Genomic DNA, 16,569 nt, shown 5'->3' on the forward strand with positions numbered 1-16,569 from the left:
CGGCATGCTGGCGTTCTGGCGACACGGATACCGCGCTCTTCCCAAGCGGCTCATCGCGCTGGCCTTGCCGGCCGCGCTGCTCGTGGCGGCCTTTCTCGTGGCTTGCACCAACGACCAGAGCGCCCTGCTGCCGCAGCAGACGACCGGCGGCGAGCTGGCGCCGCGCGTCAACGCGATCCAGCGCGCCTCGGACAGCGAGCATCAGCGGCTGCTGACGGCCTTCGGCGGCGAGTACCGCTCCCCCAACGCCCGCGCCGCGCTCGACGAGGTGGTCCAGCGGCTGGCCAAGGCGAGCGAGGGCCAGATCGGCGCCTATGAAATCACCATCCTGAATTCGCCGGTGGTCAACGCCTTCGCCCTGCCCAATGGCCGGCTCTATGTCACGCGCGGCTTGCTGGCGCTCGCCAACGACACCGCCGAGATCGCCTCGGTGCTGGCCCATGAGATCGCCCATGTCACGGCGCAGCACGCGGTCGAGCGCGCCGAGAAGGAGCTTGAATCCGCTCTGGTCAGCCAGGTCGTCTCGCAGGTGCTGAAGGACCCCGCCGCAGGCGCGGCGGTGCAGGCGGGCTCGAAGCTCTCGCTCGCGCGCTTCTCGCGCCAGCAGGAGCTGACCGCCGACCAGATCAGCGTGCGCAACATCTCGCGCGCCGGCTACGACCCCTATGGCGCCGGCCGCTTCCTCGCGGCGCTCGGCCGCAACACCGCCTTCCGCAATTCCGGCCAGGGCCAGAGCGCCGAGGACAAGCGGCTCGACATTCTCTCCAGCCACCCCTCGACGCCCGAGCGCGTGGCCGCCGTCACCGCCGGCGCCCGCCAGATCGGCGCGCCGGGCATCGGCGAACGCGACGCCGGCCGCTGGCTCGCCGCGATCGACGGCATCGCCTATGGCGACGACCCGCGCGACGGCGTGGTGCGCGGCAAGCGCTATCTCAACAGCGCATTGCGCATCGCCTTCACCGCCCCGGACGGCTTCAGCCTGGAGTCGGCGCGCGACATGGTGATCGGCGTCAGCGCCAACGGCAACCAGGCGCTGCGCTTCGATTCCGTCACGCTGAAAGCGGGCCAGACGCTGGAGGCCTATGTCGCCTCCGGCTGGATCGACGGCGTCGAGACCGGCGCGGTCGAGCATCTCGACGTCGCGGGCCAGCCCGCCGTCATCACCACCGGCAAGGGCACCGACTGGACCTTCAGGCTCGCCGCGATCCAGGCCGGCGGGCGGGTCTATCGCTTCATCCTGGCAGCGAAGGGCGCAAATGACCCGGAGCGGCCGATGCGTGCCGTGATCGAAAGCTTCCGCGCCCTGACAGCGCCGGAAGCACAGGCCGCCAGGCCGATGCAGATCCGCATCGTCACCGCCTCGGCCGGCGACACCGCTGCCACCATGGCGGCGCGCATGCCCAGCCTGGACCGCGCGCAGGAGGTCTTCCTGGTCCTGAACGGGCTGGATCGCAGCGGCCCGCTGACGGCGGGGCAGCGCTACAAGATCGTCGCGGAATAGCGACCGGCCGCGGCGCTCTTATACTGACGGCCTTCAGCGCTGAGCGAGAGCGTTATTCTCGCCCGTCATTCCGGGACATGGCGCAGCCATGGGCCCGGAACCCAGAACCGATGCGCGTGCTCGTGAAGCGACCCGGCGACCCATTCCTTCTCAAACCGATGCCATCTCAAGCAACGGCATCGGTTCTGGGTTCCGGGCTCGATCCTTCGGATCGCCCCGGAATGACTGGGGAGCCTCAGCCATAAATCGGTGTCGAAACCCGTGGCATGAGAGCCGGTTTGGAACCTCCAGCCCTCATCCTTCGAGACGCGGCCCGCATCGTCATTGCGAGCGAAGCGAAGCAATCCAGAAGGTCTCGCTCGACGGCGCCTGGATTGCTTCGTCGCTGACGCTCCTCGCAATGACGGGGTGGGCGACCGCTGCCTTTCCAAGCAGCGGCATCGGTTCTGGGTTCCAGGCTCGATCCTTCGGATCGCCCCGGAATGACGGCGCGACCTCAGTCATAGGTCGGTGTCAAAGGCCGTTGGCATTACGGATACAATTCGCAACCAAAACCCGCTGAGACGAAAAAACCCGGCGGTCGCCCGCCGGGTTTCTCTTGATCTCACAGGGAAAGCAGCCTCAGGCGGCTTCTTCCTGGATGTCGTCATTGTCGCCTTCGATCTCGGCTTCAGCCTCGGCTGCCTCACCCTTGGCGGCGCGGCGCGGCGATTTGGCGAGCTGGCCCTCGATCTTCTTCAGGGCCTCGGTCTCGGTGATGTCGTCGACGACGGCGATCTCGCGGGTCATGCGATCGACGGCTGCCTCATAGAGCTGGCGCTCGGAGTAGGACTGCTCCGGTTGCGCCTCAGAGCGATAGAGATCGCGCACGACCTCGGCGATCGCGACGAGATCGCCCGAATTGATCTTGGCCTCGTATTCCTGCGCCCGGCGCGACCACATGGTGCGCTTGATGCGCGCGCGGCCGGTCAGCGTGGTCAGGGCCTTGGTGACGCTCTCCGCATCGGCGAGCTTGCGCAGGCCGACGCTGGCGGCCTTGGCCGTCGGAACGCGCAGGGTCATCTTGTCCTTGGCGAAGCTGACGACGAAGAGCTCGAGCTTGAAACCCGCGACTTCCTGCTCCTCAATCGCCGTGATCTGGCCGACGCCATGAGACGGGTAGACGACGAACTCGCCCGTCTTGAAACCTAGGCGCACAACAGCTTTCTTCACCATGGACATGCCGTTACGACTCCTGACCGGACCGCTTGACGCGGGCTTGACGTTGTCCGCCTCCGGACGGGATGACCGGAGGCGCTTTGCCTGATGCGAACGGACCGATCACCGGATCGGCCCAAATGCTTCACGCGTCCCTCAGCCGACCGTTTCATACGCGCCCAAAGACAACGGACGACTTCGCTCCGGCAACGCACCGGGAGCTGGGATCGTTCGTATCGAAGGGAGCGCCCCGTTCGTGAAACCTCGCAGGGGCATGCGGAACGAATTCGACTATGCTGATATGCATAGCACAAAAAACACGCCGAATCAAAGGTAAACGCGTTTTGGCCTCGGCTCGGCGCGCAATGCAGCCAAGCAAGTCAGCACTCAGCCCTGTTCACGTAGCGGCAGATTCAGTCGCCCTCGCCGGGTTCCGGCGAGAAATGCTCATCGAGCTTGCCGGCCACCCCGTCGAAGGCTTTCGCATCCGGCGGCGCGTCCTTCTTCTGGGTGATATTGGGCCAGGATGAGGCATATTTCGAGTTGAGCTGCAGCCAGCTTTCGAGGCCCGGCTCGGTGTCGGGCTTGATCGCCTCGGCCGGGCATTCCGGCTCGCAGACGCCGCAATCGATGCACTCGTCGGGATGAATGACGAGCATGTTCTCGCCTTCATAGAAGCAGTCGACCGGACAGACCTCGACGCAATCCATGTACTTGCACTTGATGCAGTTCTCGGTGACCACATAGGTCATGTCGTCCGTCCTTCTTCGTCCGCGCGCGGCCGCCTCATAAAGCGCCGAAGGGCGCGGGTTTCAAGGCCGTTTTCAGGCCATTCGGCAGCAGGATCTTCTTCCCGGAGCGCCATGCGGAGATGGAAATTCCCAAGACCGGCCCAGCGGCGTTCATATGTATACAAATGAATATTCAGCTTAATCGCCCGGCTTCCCCTCGGCAAGCGACGGATCGTCGCGCGCCGCGCCGTTCAATGGCTCGTAGAGCAGCCGCGCCTCCTCGTAAGGACCGCGCCGCGCGCCCAGCTCCAGCACCCGCACGACGAGCGTGGCATGCGGCAGGGCCAGGGTCAGCACGTCGCCAAGCTTGAGCCCATGCGCGGCGTTCTCGATCCTGCGCCCCTCGACCCTGACATGCCCATCCTCGACCAGGCGCACCGCAACAGGGCGCGTCCTAGCGAAACGCGCGAACCAGAGCCATTTGTCGAGGCGCTGCCGATCCTGCCGCAAGGGCCGCCTTTCCGTTCAGCGTCGTGAGTTCAGAGTATGTCCGCGTTTCTCCGAACCGCGGACATACTCGACCTCCTTGTTTTATCGCATTGCCTTCACGCGAACCGGTGTCCACTTCGCGCGAAAATGCTCAGCATCGCCCGCTCAGGTCTTGCGCCCCTCAAGCTGGGCCTTGAGCGCTGCAAGCTTGGCGAAGGGCGAATCCGGATCCGGCTCGCGCTCGGCCGGCCTCGGGCGCTGCGGCTGCTGGAAACGCTCGCCACCGCGATCCTCGCGGCGCGGCCCGCCCGGCCGCTGATCACGCTTGAACTCGGGCCGCGGGCCACGACCCTGCTCGGGACGCCCGCCGCGTGGCGGCTGCCCCTGGCGCGGCGCATCGTCGCGCCGTGGTCCCCGCTCCGGACGCGGCGCGGCAGGTGCAGCCTCAGCACCAGCTGCCACGGTCACGGCCGGGCGATCCTGCCCACCCTCGCGCCGCCTGTCATCGGGCCGCCCGCCGCGGTTGGGCCTGTCGCCGCGACGACCGCCCGGCTGGCGTTCGCCCGGGGCGCCTTCGCGCGGGGAGCCGCGGCCCGCCTGTTCGGGCCTGCGCCCGCCCTGGTGGCGATGCGGCCGCCAGACCTCAATCAGTTCCGGCTCGGCTGGCGCGGGCGTTGCGGTCACAGCCAGTTCGGTCGCCTCGGCAGCCTCGCTGGCCTCGACAGCAGCGTCCACCAGTGCCGGCGCAGCCGTCTCCTCGGCAGCGGCGTCCGCCGGTGCCGGCGCGGCCGGCTCCTCGGCGGCAGCCGGCAAGGCCGACATCAGATCAGCCGGAACGGCCACGGGCTCCGGCTCAGGCTCCGGCTCGGGAGCGACAGCCGCTTCGGTTTCCGCCGGGACCGGCGCAACCGCCTCCGTCACCTCGGATACGGACGCCACGGCCTCAGTAACAGCCTCGGGCTCGGCGGCAGAAGCGGGCTCGTCGGAGACCACGCCCTCCGCCGCTTGCTCGGCAGCCTCAGTGGCAACGACAGCCTCATCAACCTTGACCGGCTCCGCCTTCGGCGCCGGGGGCGCAGCCAACGGCACGGTGATAGCCGGGCCCGGACGCTTGACCGAGACATAGCCGAGCGAACGCAGGATCGAGGCGAAATCCTCGCCGGCGCAGCCGACGAGCGAGGTCATCGCGCCGGTGGCGACGAAACCGTCCTGATCGGCGGCGCCAGTCGGCGGGGTGCCCTGGGTGAGGCCCGGACGATAGGCGATCGCCGGCCGGATCAGATCGGCCAGGCGCTCCAGGATATCGACGCGCACGGCGCGCTCGCCGCAGACGCGATAGCCGGCGGCGCGATAGAGCCCCTTGGGAACCGCCTTGTCGACCGCAAACGAGGTCCGGCCCGAGGCCGCCAGATGGGCGATGTCATCAAGCCCGCTCATCTCCGGCGAACCGTGCTTCAGGGCCCAGAGCTGGGCCGCGAGCGCCCGCGGTGCCGGCTTCAACAGCGCCGGCACATAGAGATGGAAAGCACCGAAACGGATGCCGAGCTGACGCAGGGCGGCACGGCCCTCCTGGTCGAGCGCCTTCATCTCCTCGCCGACCTTGGTGCGTTCGAGCACGCCGAGCGATTCGGCGACCTGATAAGCGATGCCGCGTGCGATGCCGGTCAGCGTCGTCGCGTCCTCCAGCAGCAGCAGCGCGCCGAGCAGGCGGGTGACGTGATTCTTCAGCCAGAGCGTCAGGCGCGTCTCGACCTGCTCGCGCGCCGGCCCCGTCAGATGTTCCTCGACCAGCAGGCGCAGGCGCGGCTCGATTGCCTTCTCGCCCGCGACCAGGCGCGCCACCGGCTCACCGACCCAGCGCAGCAAACCGTCATGCGACAACACGAAAGCATCGTCGCCGGCCAGAACGACACGCGCGGCGCGCGCTTCGATCTCGCTGGCGAGCGCCTTCATCGCAGCCATATTCAGGGCTTTCGCCTCCGGCCCGCCGGCCTTCGGGTCCGCCGTGAAGCGAAACCCCTGCAGCATTCCGACGTGCTGGCCCTCGACGAGCACATCGCCCGCCGTGGTGACCTCAGCCTCCAACATGGTATTCTCCCGCAAACGACGCATCAGCACACTCGTGCGCCGATCCACAAAACGGCTGGCAAGCCTCTCGTGCAAAGCGTCCGACAGCTTGTCCTCTACAAGACGCGCCACCCCCTGCCAATGCTCAGGATCAGGCAACCAGTCGGGACGGTTGGCGACGAAGGTCCAGGTTCGCACCTGCGCGATGCGGGCCGACAGCGTGTCGATCTCACCATCCGTGCGATCAAGCGCCGAAAGCTGGGCGTGATACCAGTCGATATCAAGCCGGCCATGGCGCATCAGGCGCAGATAAAGCGTCGTCGCGAGGTCCGCGTGCTGCATCGGCGCGATCTTGCGGTAATCGGGCAGTCCGCAAACCTCCCAGAGCCGCTCGACCGCAGGACGCCCCTGCGCCAGCGCCTTGACGTCCGGGTCCTTCGCCAGGATTTCCAGCGTCGTCATGTCCTCGGCGATCAGCGCCCGCGTCAGCCCCGGCTCGGAAGGCTGCATATTGAGGCTGTCGAGCAAACTTTCGATCGAACGCTGGTCGAGATCGGTGTTGCGCCATTGCAACTGTCTGACTGGTTCGAAGCGATGGTTCTCGATCGCCTCGACGAGATCAGCCTCGAAGGGTGGGCAACGTCCGCTGATGCCGAAGGTGCCGTCGCGCAGATGCCGCCCCGCCCGCCCCGCGATCTGGCCGAACTCCGCCGGATTGAGCCTGCGGAAATGATGGCCGTCGAACTTCTTGTCGGCGGCGAAGGCGATATGGTCGACATCGAGATTGAGCCCCATGCCGATCGCATCAGTCGCGACGAGATAGTCGACATCGCCCGATTGGTAGATCTCGACCTGCGCATTGCGGGTGCGCGGCGACAAGGCGCCCAGCACCACCGCCGCCCCGCCCTTCTGCCGGCGGATCAGCTCGGCGATGGCATAGACCTCCTCGACCGAGAAGGCGACGATGGCCGAGCGCGGCGGCAGCCTCGTGATCTTGCGATCGCCGGCGAACAGCAATTGCGACAGGCGCGGGCGCGTGACGACGTTGACGCCGGGGATGAGCTGCTCGATCAGCGGCTTCATCGTGCCGGCCCCGATCAGCATGGTCTCGGCCCGGCCGCGCCGGTTCATCAGCCGGTCGGTGAAGACATGGCCGCGGTCGAGATCGGCGGCGAGCTGGATCTCGTCGATGGCGACAAAATCGACCGCGAGATCGCGCGGCATCGCTTCAACCGTGCAGACCCAGAAGCGCGGCCGCTCCGGCTTGATCTTCTCCTCGCCGGTGACGAGCGCGACAGCGTCGGCGCCGACCTTCTCGACCACGCGGCTGTAGACCTCGCGCGCCAGCAGCCGAAGCGGCAGGCCGATCATGCCTGTCGGATGCGCCACCATCCGCTCGATCGCGAGATGCGTCTTGCCGGTATTGGTGGGGCCGAGAACCGCGGTGACGCCGTTTGCACGGACAGAGCGAGGCAAGGGACGAGCTGAAATCAAAACGCGACCGATCGTGACCGCCCGCCCTCGCCACCCGGCACGTGACTGCGCCGGGTAGCCTCAGGGCGACGACGAGGCATCTAGAGGCTGTTATCAGCCATGGGGATAGAACGAGTCCTGAACGAAGCAAGCCCGAATCGCTGACTCGGCTTGAATCCGGTTTCGTTCCCGGCAAGATATCGCGGCTCAGGCAAACGCGGCCACCCTATCTGGAATCGAAGCACCGGCATCGTTTATCCTCTCGCGCTGCTGATGCGGCCGCCGGCCGCATCGCGCCTCGCTTATTTAAGTCCTTCCCCCGCCGAAACGAGAGGGCGCGCCGCCGCACCGGTCAAAATCGCCGTCACATCCCCGGTCGTGATCAACCGGCTGCTCGGACTTGTGCGTGGAAGCCGCATTCAGAATCCCACGAGTGATGGCTCCTTCTTGACAAAGTAAGGAATATTCCTTACTCCTGCGTCAGGCAAATTGGAGCTCGCCATGGCTGCGTTACTGAAGGAAGAGAGCACAATCACGGCGAAGGGACAGACCACTGTTCCCAAATCTGTCAGGCAGGCTTTGGGCGTCGACTATGGCGATCGCATCGCGTTCTTTGTCGATGAACAACGCCGAGTGTATGTCGAGAAGGCGGTCGGAGACGTGCCCGATCCAGTTATCGAGAGCTTCCTGGAATTTTTGGCGCGGGACATGGCCAAACACCCGGACAAGTCCGTGATTGCCTTTCCGGACGCGCTCCTTGAGCGCGCCGCCGCGTTGACCAAGGGCATGGACGTCGATCTTGACGACGAGATCGAAGGCGAAGTTTCGATCTAGCCATGCCGACATTCAATGGCTGGACCATCCTAGCCCACCCGCTTTTGCTCAATCAGTGGACAAAACTGATCGATACAGTCGAGGCGTTAAAGGCGAAGAATCCCGAAAATTATCAGAAGTCGGCCGACGCCAAGCTTCTGGCAGCCTTGGTCCACCTCATAAACAAGACCGTTCCTTCCGATCCGACGGCAAACATCTACCGGCAGGGATCTACACTCGGCGATGGCCATAAGCACTGGTTTCGAGCGAAATTCGGCAACGGACGGTTCAGACTCTTCTTTCGGTACAGCACTCACGCGAAGGTGATCATCTTCGCGTGGGTTAATGACGAAACCACACTGCGAACCTATGGCGCGAAGACCGATGCCTATAAGGCTTTTAAGGCGATGCTAAACAATGGCAATCCGCCGGACGACTGGGCCTCCCTGCACAAGGAAGCTTCCAATCCCGCGGTTATTGAGAGCATGGAGAAGGCCCTACCGCCAACTCCGTGACGTGCAAGGGCGCCAAAAAGGTCAGCAACTGGGCCATTCGGATTGACGTGTTCCATGCTCAAATCCGAATAGCCGATCAGCCGAAGACGTCGACGAACACCTGCGCCGCCTCATCGGGCGCCTCGACATGCACGAAATGCCCGGCGCTCTCGCAGAAGGTGACCTTGGCCTCGTCGAAATGCTCCGGCACGAAAGCCGCCCATTCCGATTTCAGGATCGGGTCGTGCCGGCCCCAATGCACCCGCGTCGGCTGGTGGATCCGCACCGATGGCGGTGCGTGGCCGTCGATCGCCGCCAGCCGCAGCGCGTTCTGGCTGCGATACCAGTCGAACCCGCCGCGCAGATTGCCGGGCTTCATGAAATTGTCGACCCAGGACTCGAAGGCCGGCTCGAAGGCATCCTTGCGGTGGCACCAATGCGTCAAGAAATGCCCGAGATAGAGCGAGCAGGCCTCGCGGCTCGACCCCACCAGCGCCTCGGCCAGGCCAAGCTGCTGGAACGCCTGGTACCAGACCTCGTTGACATGCCCGTCATGGACCCAACGCCCACCGACGCTCGCTGTGGGACAATTGAAGAACAGCAAGCGCTCGACCGCTTGCGGATGCCGGCGCGCCAGCGCCTGCGCTGCATAGGCCCCGACATCATGGCCGACGACGCCGACAGAATCGAGATCCAGCGCATGCAGCAGCGCGGCCATGTCATCGGCATGGCAATTGGCGCCGACATCGCTACGCGGCGCCGCCGCCTTGGCACTGTCGCCAAAACCGCGCAGATCGGGCGCGATCAATCGAAAATCGCCATGCAGACGATTGATCAGCGGCAACCAGGTCGCCCAGAACTCCGGCCAGCCATGCAGCAGCAGAACAGGCGGGCCATCGCCGATCTCGGCGACATGCAGCACGGTGTCGCGAACGGCGAGCTGGCGATGGCGCAGGCCCGGCGGAGCGGTGAAGTCGCTGGTCATGGCGTCTTTCTGGCGCAGGCAGTGGCGTCAGGGTAATGCCGGCTCCGGCGCCGCCGCAATCGGCTGCGGAGCATGACGCCCTTGTGGCGTCGGTTCTCCACAGGCGGCTGGAGCGCGCTCACCCGAAGGCAGCGCGCCTAGAGACTCAATTTCCGGCAGTGCTTGCCGTCACGCCCGGATCGACCTTGAAGCTCGAGGCTTCGACCACGGCGGTACCGATCATCGTCTTCACCGAAATGCGCACCGGGACCATCACATTCGTCCCCGCCACCGGCGCGAGCCAGACGCTGATGTCCTTGTTCTCGGCCATGAACTTGGTGCTGGGCCGCAGCGCCCTGTGGCCGGCGATCGGCACATAGCGCACCTGGCAGACCGCGACCGGGCCACCATAACCTTCCAGCTTGACCTCCCGGGAGCCGGCATAGCTCATCTTGATGTCATAGCGCGCCGCACCGTCGAAGATCGGCAGCGTGCGGTTGCAGGCGCTCGCGCTGCCGCCCTTGCCGTCGACAGGCATCAGGAAGGCGCTGAGCGGGTCCAGGATATTGCGCTTGTGGCTGTCCGCCAGGGGTACGCGGTCCGGCTTGAAGTCGATCGGCGGAACGATCTCGATCGCCTGGACATTGCCGCCACCGAGCGCCATGCGCACAGTCCGGCTCTCGCTGGAGCTGGCGGAGCTGATCGCGAAGGTCGCCGCCATCGGCTTGCCGGCACTCATATTGCCGGTCGCCGCGCCCGAGCCGCGCCCGCCGGTGAAGCCGCCGACCAATCCGGTCAGCTTCGCCACGATGTCGAGCTTGTAGCCGCTGGAATCGACGCCACCGCTGAGATTCGCCGTGCCGAGCGTCAATCCCAGCAGCGAGACCTGGTATTTTGCGTCGAGAGAGGCAGCCTGCGCCGGCAGGCTGGTCGCCGCCAGCATTGCGACAAAAGACAACCCGGCGACGAATGACAACCCGGCCAGGGACGGTGCGATGGCGGGTTTCATCCGTTTCCTCCGAGCTTGGGGTATGGTTTGCAATGCACTGCGAATCGGTCTGAATCGTGACCTGTTTCGCGGCATTTGGCGAGCCGCGCGCCAGCCCGACGTCTCGCTAGTGCCGATATCGGCAACAGCGCACTGACGCCGACGAGTTCTCCTTGACGCCGCCGCCCGCCTTGGCTATGGAACCGCGACTTCAATTTGACTTCCGGTGCTCATGTCCGGCACGTCGCGTGTCGGCATTTTTATTTGAGCGAACCGGTTGCAGCAAGGAACGATGACATGGCCCGCCGTTGCGAACTGACCGGGAAAGGTACCCTGACCGGGCACCTCGTCAGCCACTCGAACCGCAAGACCAAGACGGTTTTCCGTCCCAACCTCGTGCAGGTCACGCTGCAGTCGGATGCGCTGGGCCGTTCGGTTCGCCTGCGCGTCTCGGCCAATGCCCTGCGTACGGTCGACCATCGCGGCGGCCTCGACGCCTTCCTGGTCAAGGCTCCGGCCGCCGACCTTTCGGTTGGCGCCCTGACCCTGAAGCGCGACATCGAGAAGAAGCTCGCCACCGCCTGAGCGGGCTTTCTTTTCGGATTGCGAGAGTCTTCACGATTGAATGAAGCGGCCGCGAGGCCGCTTTTTTCGTTTGGGCTTTCGCCTGGCCCCCTCAAACCAACTCGAATTCCAGCAGGATCGTCCGCTGCAGGAATGAGAAATTATCGTCCGAGATCAGGCTCAGGATGGTCTTGCCCTGATCCAGATGGACGGACAATCCCTCCATATTATCGATCTCCTGGCCGAGATCGGCCTCGATCAGATAGGGTCCGTCGAGCACCGCTCCGGGCTTGATCCCTGCCCCCGCGATCCGGCGGATGCGCATGCCGACGCCGCGCAGCGAGCGATACCAGCGCTCCAGCACCAGCATGTCGCCGCCGGGCAGGAAGGCGAGGTCGGTAATGTCGAAGCCGTCATGGCGCGCGAGCTGGAACAGGCCCGGCTGCCGGCCGCCGAGGATGATGCCCAACGTCGGGTCGTTCTCGCCGCCTGAACGCTCGGCGATGGCGACGAGCGCGCCCGCAAGCGGATGGCCGGTTGGCGCGACGCCGATCGCCTCCAGCCCGCGATTGCTCGGCAGACGCTTGACCTCGCGCTGCATCGACACGGTACGGGCGCGCGCCGCGACGCCTTCCTTGGCCCAGTCGAAGCGCAGGATGTCATGCGTCCGCTCGACGCCGATATAGGCGACGCCGTCCGCGATCGTCAGGCTCTCCGTGTCGTAATAGCGAGAACGGTGCAGCGGCTTGCCGGACGCTCCCAGGATGGGCGCAAGCTCCGCCCCGTCGAGCGCGACGATGCGACCGCCTTGGGAGCGCGGCTTCGCCGTCAGCCAGAAACCGTTATCCGTGATGGAGACCAGCTCAGCCCCGCTGGGAGAGCGCCACAATCCGGAAAAACCGCCGAAGCGCGGATGGTTTGCGGTCAGGACGAGCCCGCTGCGAAAATTCAATTGGCCGAAGCGTGTCTTCTCGGGGCTACGCGGCTCGAACGCCTTGATCGGGCGGGCCGAGATCGCAATCGGGACACGGGTCTGTTCAGGCGACTGCGCGAGAGCGGGCGGAACGAGGCCGAGCGAGGCGAGCCCAGCCAAGGCGCGACGGCGCGTCAGACGCATGGGCCGTTGCCGCCATATCCTGAAAGCGCGCGGGGAACCCCTCTCCTGCGTTGAAGTCGGATCCATCCGACTTCAACACTCAGAGTGCTGAATCCGGGTGTACCCGGGTTCAGTTGAGAGGGGCAGGGGTGAGGTGTCGGCCCCTGGACAAGTTGCCTAACGACCTTGCCGTCATTGCGAGCGTAGCGAAGCAATCCAGGAGGGCTCGCTCTACGTCCTCTGGATTGCTTCGCTACGCTCGCAATGACGATGGAGCAGCGATCAGGTACAGCCAAATCGTCAAACGGCCGACCCTTCACCCTGCCCTCTCCCACCAATCTCGGGCTTGCCCGAGATTGGCATCGATCATGATCCAAGTCGGAAACATCCGACTTGGATTGGAGAGGGTTCCCCGCGCCTGTCCATGCAGCCGGCGAGGCTTTCACTGCAGACGCCGCGATCCGCGCGATTTCGTCGCCAGCCCGGCATCCTCCTCGAAGAGCTCCGCCAGCTTCTCGGTCATCACGCCGCCGAGCTCCTCGGCATCGACGATGGTGACGGCGCGACGGTAATAGCGCGTGACGTCATGGCCGATGCCGATGGCGATCAGCTCGACCGGCGAACGCGTCTCGATCTCGGCGATGATATGGCGCAGATGCCGTTCGAGATAATTGCCGGCATTGACCGAAAGCGTTGAGTCGTCGACCGGCGCGCCGTCAGAGATCACCATCAGGATCTTGCGCTGCTCGGGCCGCGCCAGCAGGCGCTTATGCGCCCAATCCAGCGCCTCGCCGTCGATATTCTCCTTGAGCAGCCCCTCACGCATCATCAGCCCGAGATTCTTCCGCGCGCGCCGCCAGGGCGCATCTGCCGCCTTGTAGATGATGTGCCTGAGATCGTTGAGACGGCCGGGAGCCGCCGGCTTGCCCGATTGCAGCCAGGCTTCGCGCGAAAGCCCGCCCTTCCAGGCCCGCGTGGTGAAGCCCAGAAGCTCGACCTTGACGCCACAGCGCTCCAGCGTGCGCGCCAGGATATCGGCGCAGGTCGCCGCGACCGTGATCGGCCGGCCGCGCATCGAGCCGGAATTGTCGATCAGCAGTGTCACCACCGTATCGCGGAAATTCACGTCCGATTCCTGCCGGAAGGAGAGCGGCTGGTAGGGATCGATGATGATGCGAGGCAGGCGGGCGGGGTCGAGCGCGCCCTCCTCCAGGTCGAACTGCCAGGAGCGGTTCTGCTGCGCCATCAGCCGGCGCTGGAGCCGGTTGGCGAGGCGGGCCACCACGCCCTGGAGATGGGCGAGCTGCTTGTCGAGATAAGCCCGCAGCCGCGTCAGCTCCTCGGCGTCGCAGAGCTCCTCGGCCGTGACGACCTCGTCGAATTTCTGCGTATAGGCCTTGTAGTCCGTCACCGGGCGGTCGTTCGGCTTGCCCTCACGCGGACGCGGCGCCTCGCCGGCTTCGTCGGACTCGGAATTTTCGTCCTCGTCCTCCCAATCGCCGGCCGGCGCGTCGCTCGCCTCGGAAGCGCCCTCCTGCAATTCCTCGGTCGCGTCGTCGCTGACCTCGACCTCGGAACGCTCGCCCTGGCTCTCCTGCTCGGCCTCGCCGTCCTGCTGTTGCTGATCGTCGGAGGACTGGTCCTGGTTGTCCTCGTCCTGCTCGTCATCCTGGCCCTGGCTCGTCTGCTCGGCCATGTCGAGCGAAGCCAGCATGTCGCGCACGGTCCGGGCGAAGCCGCGCTGATCCTCGACGGATTTCGCCAGACGGTCGAGATCGGCCCCGGCCTTGGCCTCGATCTGTTCGCGCCAGAGATCGACCAGCTTCTCGGCGGCTTTCGGCGGCTTCAGCCCGGTCAGGCGCTCGCGCACCATCAAGGCGAGCGCATCTTCCAGCGGCGCATCGGCGCGATCGGTGATCTCCTCATAGCGCCCGCCGCGATGGTAGCGGTCCTCCAGCATGGCGCTGATGTTGCCGGCCATGCCGCTCATCCGGCGTGAGCCGACGCATTCGACGCGCGACTGCTCGACGGCGTCGAACACGGCGCGCGCCGCATCGCCCTCCGGCGCGGCGCGGCGATGCACGGTCGCGTCATGGCAGGCAAGCCTGAGCGCCATCGAATCGGCATGGCCGCGCAGGATCGCGACATCCTGGGCGGTGAGCTTGCGCGGCGGCTCGGGCAGGCGGGCGCGCTCGCCGACGAGCGAGGGTTTGTCGGCCGCGAAGACGATCTCCATCTCGGGCTTGCGCGCGATCGCCTTCATCGCGCCCGAAATCGCGCGCTTCAGCGGCTCCGCTGGCGCTTCCTTGGTCTGGCCGGGCTTGCGATTGGAGATGCTCATAGCGCCTTCGTGAAGTGATGAATGCGATGACCGGCTACGGGATAGTCCTCCATCCGGCCGCATTCGCGATAGCCCAGCCGAGGATAGAAATCCGGCGCCTGAAGGCTCATCGTGCTCAGATAGACACCGCGTGCGCCATGATCCCGCGCGGTTTGTTCGGCTTGCACCACCAGCGCCTCGCCCAAGCCGGCACCGCGATGGTCCCCATCGACCCAGAGCAGGTCGACATGGAGCCATTCCCATTTCAACTCGCCGACGAGGCCGCCGACGATCGCGCCGCTCTCGTCGCGCAAGCTGATCGCGAGCGGCTTCGTGTTGCGCGGACCGATCTTTGCTTCGTTATAAGCGGACAGGCCGCACAGAACCGCGTTGCGCGTCTCGTCCTGGCTCGGTTCGACGACGATCGCGACCATCTTCACTCCTAGCGCGAACGCCCATCATACGGTGCCGGCTGCAACTCGGCCGGCTCGACGCCGCTCAGGCAGCGCGCATTGATCGCGATCATCGGCGTGCCATCCGGCGAACTGGCGCGCGCGAAGGATTCGACGCCGCAGGTCTCGCAGAACAGATGCTGGATCTTCTGCGTGTTGAAGCGGTACTCGGTCAGCGCGTCCTCGCCCTTCAGCAGGGTGAAGTTTTGCGCCGGACTGAAGGCCAGCACCGAGCCGCGGCGCTGGCAATAGGAGCAGTTGCAGGTGATCGTCTTGTCGAGATCGACTTCGACCTCATAGGCGACGCGCCCGCAATGGCAGCTTCCCTCGTAGCGCGCGCTCGCCATGACCGTCCGCTCCTGTCAGCTCAGCACCACGTTCACCGCGCTCTCCGGCAGTTCCTTGCCGAAGGAGCGCTGGAAGAATTCGGCCACCAGCGTGCGCTCCATCTCGTCGCATTTGTTCAGGAACGTCACCCGGAAGGCGAAGCCGACATCGCCGAAGATCGCGGCGTTCTCGGCCCAGGTGATCACGGTACGCGGGCTCATCACGGTCGAGAGATCGCCGTTCATGAAGGCGTTGCGGGTGAGATCGGCGACGCGGACCATCTTGTTGACGATGTCCTTGCCCTCCGGCGAGGCCTGATAGTGCTTCGACTTGGCGAGCACGATCGCGACTTCATTGTCGTGAGGCAGGTAGTTCAGCGTGGTCACGATCGACCAGCGGTCCATCTGGCCCTGGTTGATCTGCTGCGTGCCGTGATAGAGGCCCGACGTGTCGCCCAGGCCGACCGTATTGGCGGTGGCGAAGAGGCGGAAGCAAGGATGCGGACGGATGACGCGCTTCTGGTCGAGCAGCGTCAGCTTGCCGGACTGCTCGAGCACGCGCTGGATCACGAACATCACATCGGGACGGCCGGCGTCATATTCGTCGAAGACCAGCGCGATGTTGTTCTGCAAGGCCCAGGGCAGGATGCCGTCCTGGAACTCGGTGATCTGCTTGCCTTCCTTCAGCACGATCGCGTCCTTGCCGACGAGATCGAGCCGGGAGACGTGGCTGTCGAGGTTGACGCGCACGCAGGGCCAGTTCAGGCGCGCGGCGACCTGCTCGATATGGGTCGATTTTCCGGTGCCGTGATAGCCCGAGATCATCACGCGGCGGTTATGCGCAAAACCGGCCAGGATCGCGATCGTGGTGTCGCGGTCGAAGCGGTAATCCGGATCGAAATCGGGAACATGCGCCTCCGCCTTGGAATAGGCCGGCACTTCGAGGTCTGAATCAATCCCGAAGGTCTGACGCACCGACAACTTCATGTCGGGAAGGCCTTGGGCGGTCGTCGTCGTCATCTGGCTGTCTCCGGGCATGGGACAGGTCCGGGAGAGGACCGGTTGTCCCAAGAGCCGACCGAAAAGGGAGGCGT

The 16,569-nt window shown here is 65.5% G+C and carries 15 protein-coding genes; 4 read left to right on the plus strand and 11 right to left on the minus strand.

What is annotated here, in order from left to right; all coding sequences use genetic code 11:
- Positions 1-4: 4 nt before the first annotated feature.
- On the plus strand, positions 5-1,501 hold the full coding sequence (locus BHK69_RS02360; RefSeq protein ID WP_069688710.1) for a M48 family metalloprotease: 1,497 nt from the start codon (positions 5-7) through the stop codon (positions 1,499-1,501).
- A gap of 621 nt (positions 1,502-2,122) precedes the next feature.
- Here BHK69_RS02360 and BHK69_RS02365 read toward each other — a convergent pair.
- The 4 genes from BHK69_RS02365 to BHK69_RS02380 all read right to left on the minus strand — a co-directional run bounded on the left by BHK69_RS02365 (position 2,123) and on the right by BHK69_RS02380 (position 7,476).
- Positions 2,123-2,722: a CarD family transcriptional regulator gene (locus BHK69_RS02365; protein ID WP_069688711.1), complete on the minus strand. Its 600-nt coding sequence runs from the start codon at positions 2,720-2,722 to the stop codon at positions 2,123-2,125.
- 389 nt (positions 2,723-3,111) lie between these two features.
- The gene (gene fdxA / locus BHK69_RS02370; RefSeq protein ID WP_069688712.1) at positions 3,112-3,450 is read right to left on the minus strand and encodes a ferredoxin FdxA; all 339 of its coding nucleotides are present in this window, start codon (positions 3,448-3,450) and stop codon (positions 3,112-3,114) included.
- A gap of 177 nt (positions 3,451-3,627) precedes the next feature.
- Positions 3,628-3,939 (minus strand): RNA-binding S4 domain-containing protein, encoded by a 312-nt coding sequence (locus BHK69_RS02375; RefSeq protein ID WP_069688713.1) that lies wholly within the window; start codon positions 3,937-3,939, stop codon positions 3,628-3,630.
- Positions 3,940-4,083: 144 nt separating this feature from the next.
- Entirely contained in the window at positions 4,084-7,476 is a 3,393-nt protein-coding gene (locus BHK69_RS02380) for a helicase-related protein (RefSeq protein ID WP_069693306.1), read from the minus strand.
- 483 nt (positions 7,477-7,959) lie between these two features.
- Here BHK69_RS02380 and BHK69_RS02385 point away from each other — a divergent pair, with 483 nt between their 5' ends.
- On the plus strand, positions 7,960-8,292 hold the full coding sequence (locus BHK69_RS02385; RefSeq protein WP_069688714.1) for a type II toxin-antitoxin system PrlF family antitoxin: 333 nt from the start codon (positions 7,960-7,962) through the stop codon (positions 8,290-8,292).
- Between the two features lie 2 nt (positions 8,293-8,294).
- On the plus strand, positions 8,295-8,786 hold the full coding sequence (locus tag BHK69_RS02390) for a type II toxin-antitoxin system YhaV family toxin (protein ID WP_069688715.1): 492 nt from the start codon (positions 8,295-8,297) through the stop codon (positions 8,784-8,786).
- Between the two features lie 76 nt (positions 8,787-8,862).
- Here BHK69_RS02390 and BHK69_RS02395 read toward each other — a convergent pair whose 3' ends face one another.
- Both BHK69_RS02395 and BHK69_RS02400 read right to left on the minus strand, forming a co-directional pair.
- The gene (locus BHK69_RS02395; protein ID WP_069693307.1) at positions 8,863-9,720 is read right to left on the minus strand and encodes an epoxide hydrolase; all 858 of its coding nucleotides are present in this window, start codon (positions 9,718-9,720) and stop codon (positions 8,863-8,865) included.
- 175 nt (positions 9,721-9,895) lie between these two features.
- The gene (locus tag BHK69_RS02400; RefSeq protein WP_069688716.1) at positions 9,896-10,738 is read right to left on the minus strand and encodes a DUF3108 domain-containing protein; all 843 of its coding nucleotides are present in this window, start codon (positions 10,736-10,738) and stop codon (positions 9,896-9,898) included.
- 276 nt (positions 10,739-11,014) lie between these two features.
- Here BHK69_RS02400 and rpmB point away from each other — a divergent pair, with 276 nt between their 5' ends.
- Positions 11,015-11,302: a 50S ribosomal protein L28 gene (rpmB, locus tag BHK69_RS02405; RefSeq protein ID WP_069688717.1), complete on the plus strand. Its 288-nt coding sequence runs from the start codon at positions 11,015-11,017 to the stop codon at positions 11,300-11,302.
- 91 nt (positions 11,303-11,393) lie between these two features.
- Here rpmB and BHK69_RS02410 read toward each other — a convergent pair whose 3' ends face one another.
- The 5 genes from BHK69_RS02410 to cobS all read right to left on the minus strand — a co-directional run bounded on the left by BHK69_RS02410 (position 11,394) and on the right by cobS (position 16,495).
- Entirely contained in the window at positions 11,394-12,398 is a 1,005-nt protein-coding gene (locus BHK69_RS02410; protein ID WP_069688718.1) for an esterase-like activity of phytase family protein, read from the minus strand.
- A gap of 421 nt (positions 12,399-12,819) precedes the next feature.
- Complete coding sequence (gene cobT, locus BHK69_RS02415; protein WP_069688719.1) at positions 12,820-14,718, minus strand: cobaltochelatase subunit CobT; 1,899 nt, start codon at positions 14,716-14,718, stop codon at positions 12,820-12,822.
- Positions 14,715-15,131: a GNAT family N-acetyltransferase gene (locus tag BHK69_RS02420; protein WP_069688720.1), complete on the minus strand. Its 417-nt coding sequence runs from the start codon at positions 15,129-15,131 to the stop codon at positions 14,715-14,717. The genes cobT and BHK69_RS02420 overlap by 4 nt, the downstream gene beginning before the upstream one ends.
- Before the next feature lie 8 nt (positions 15,132-15,139).
- On the minus strand, positions 15,140-15,496 hold the full coding sequence (locus BHK69_RS02425; RefSeq protein ID WP_069688721.1) for a GFA family protein: 357 nt from the start codon (positions 15,494-15,496) through the stop codon (positions 15,140-15,142).
- A gap of 15 nt (positions 15,497-15,511) precedes the next feature.
- On the minus strand, positions 15,512-16,495 hold the full coding sequence (gene cobS, locus BHK69_RS02430; RefSeq protein ID WP_069688722.1) for a cobaltochelatase subunit CobS: 984 nt from the start codon (positions 16,493-16,495) through the stop codon (positions 15,512-15,514).
- Between the last annotated feature and the right edge of the window lie 74 nt (positions 16,496-16,569).

It is taken from the genome of Bosea vaviloviae, assembly GCF_001741865.1.
Classification (GTDB): Bacteria; Pseudomonadota; Alphaproteobacteria; order Rhizobiales; family Beijerinckiaceae; genus Allobosea; species Allobosea vaviloviae.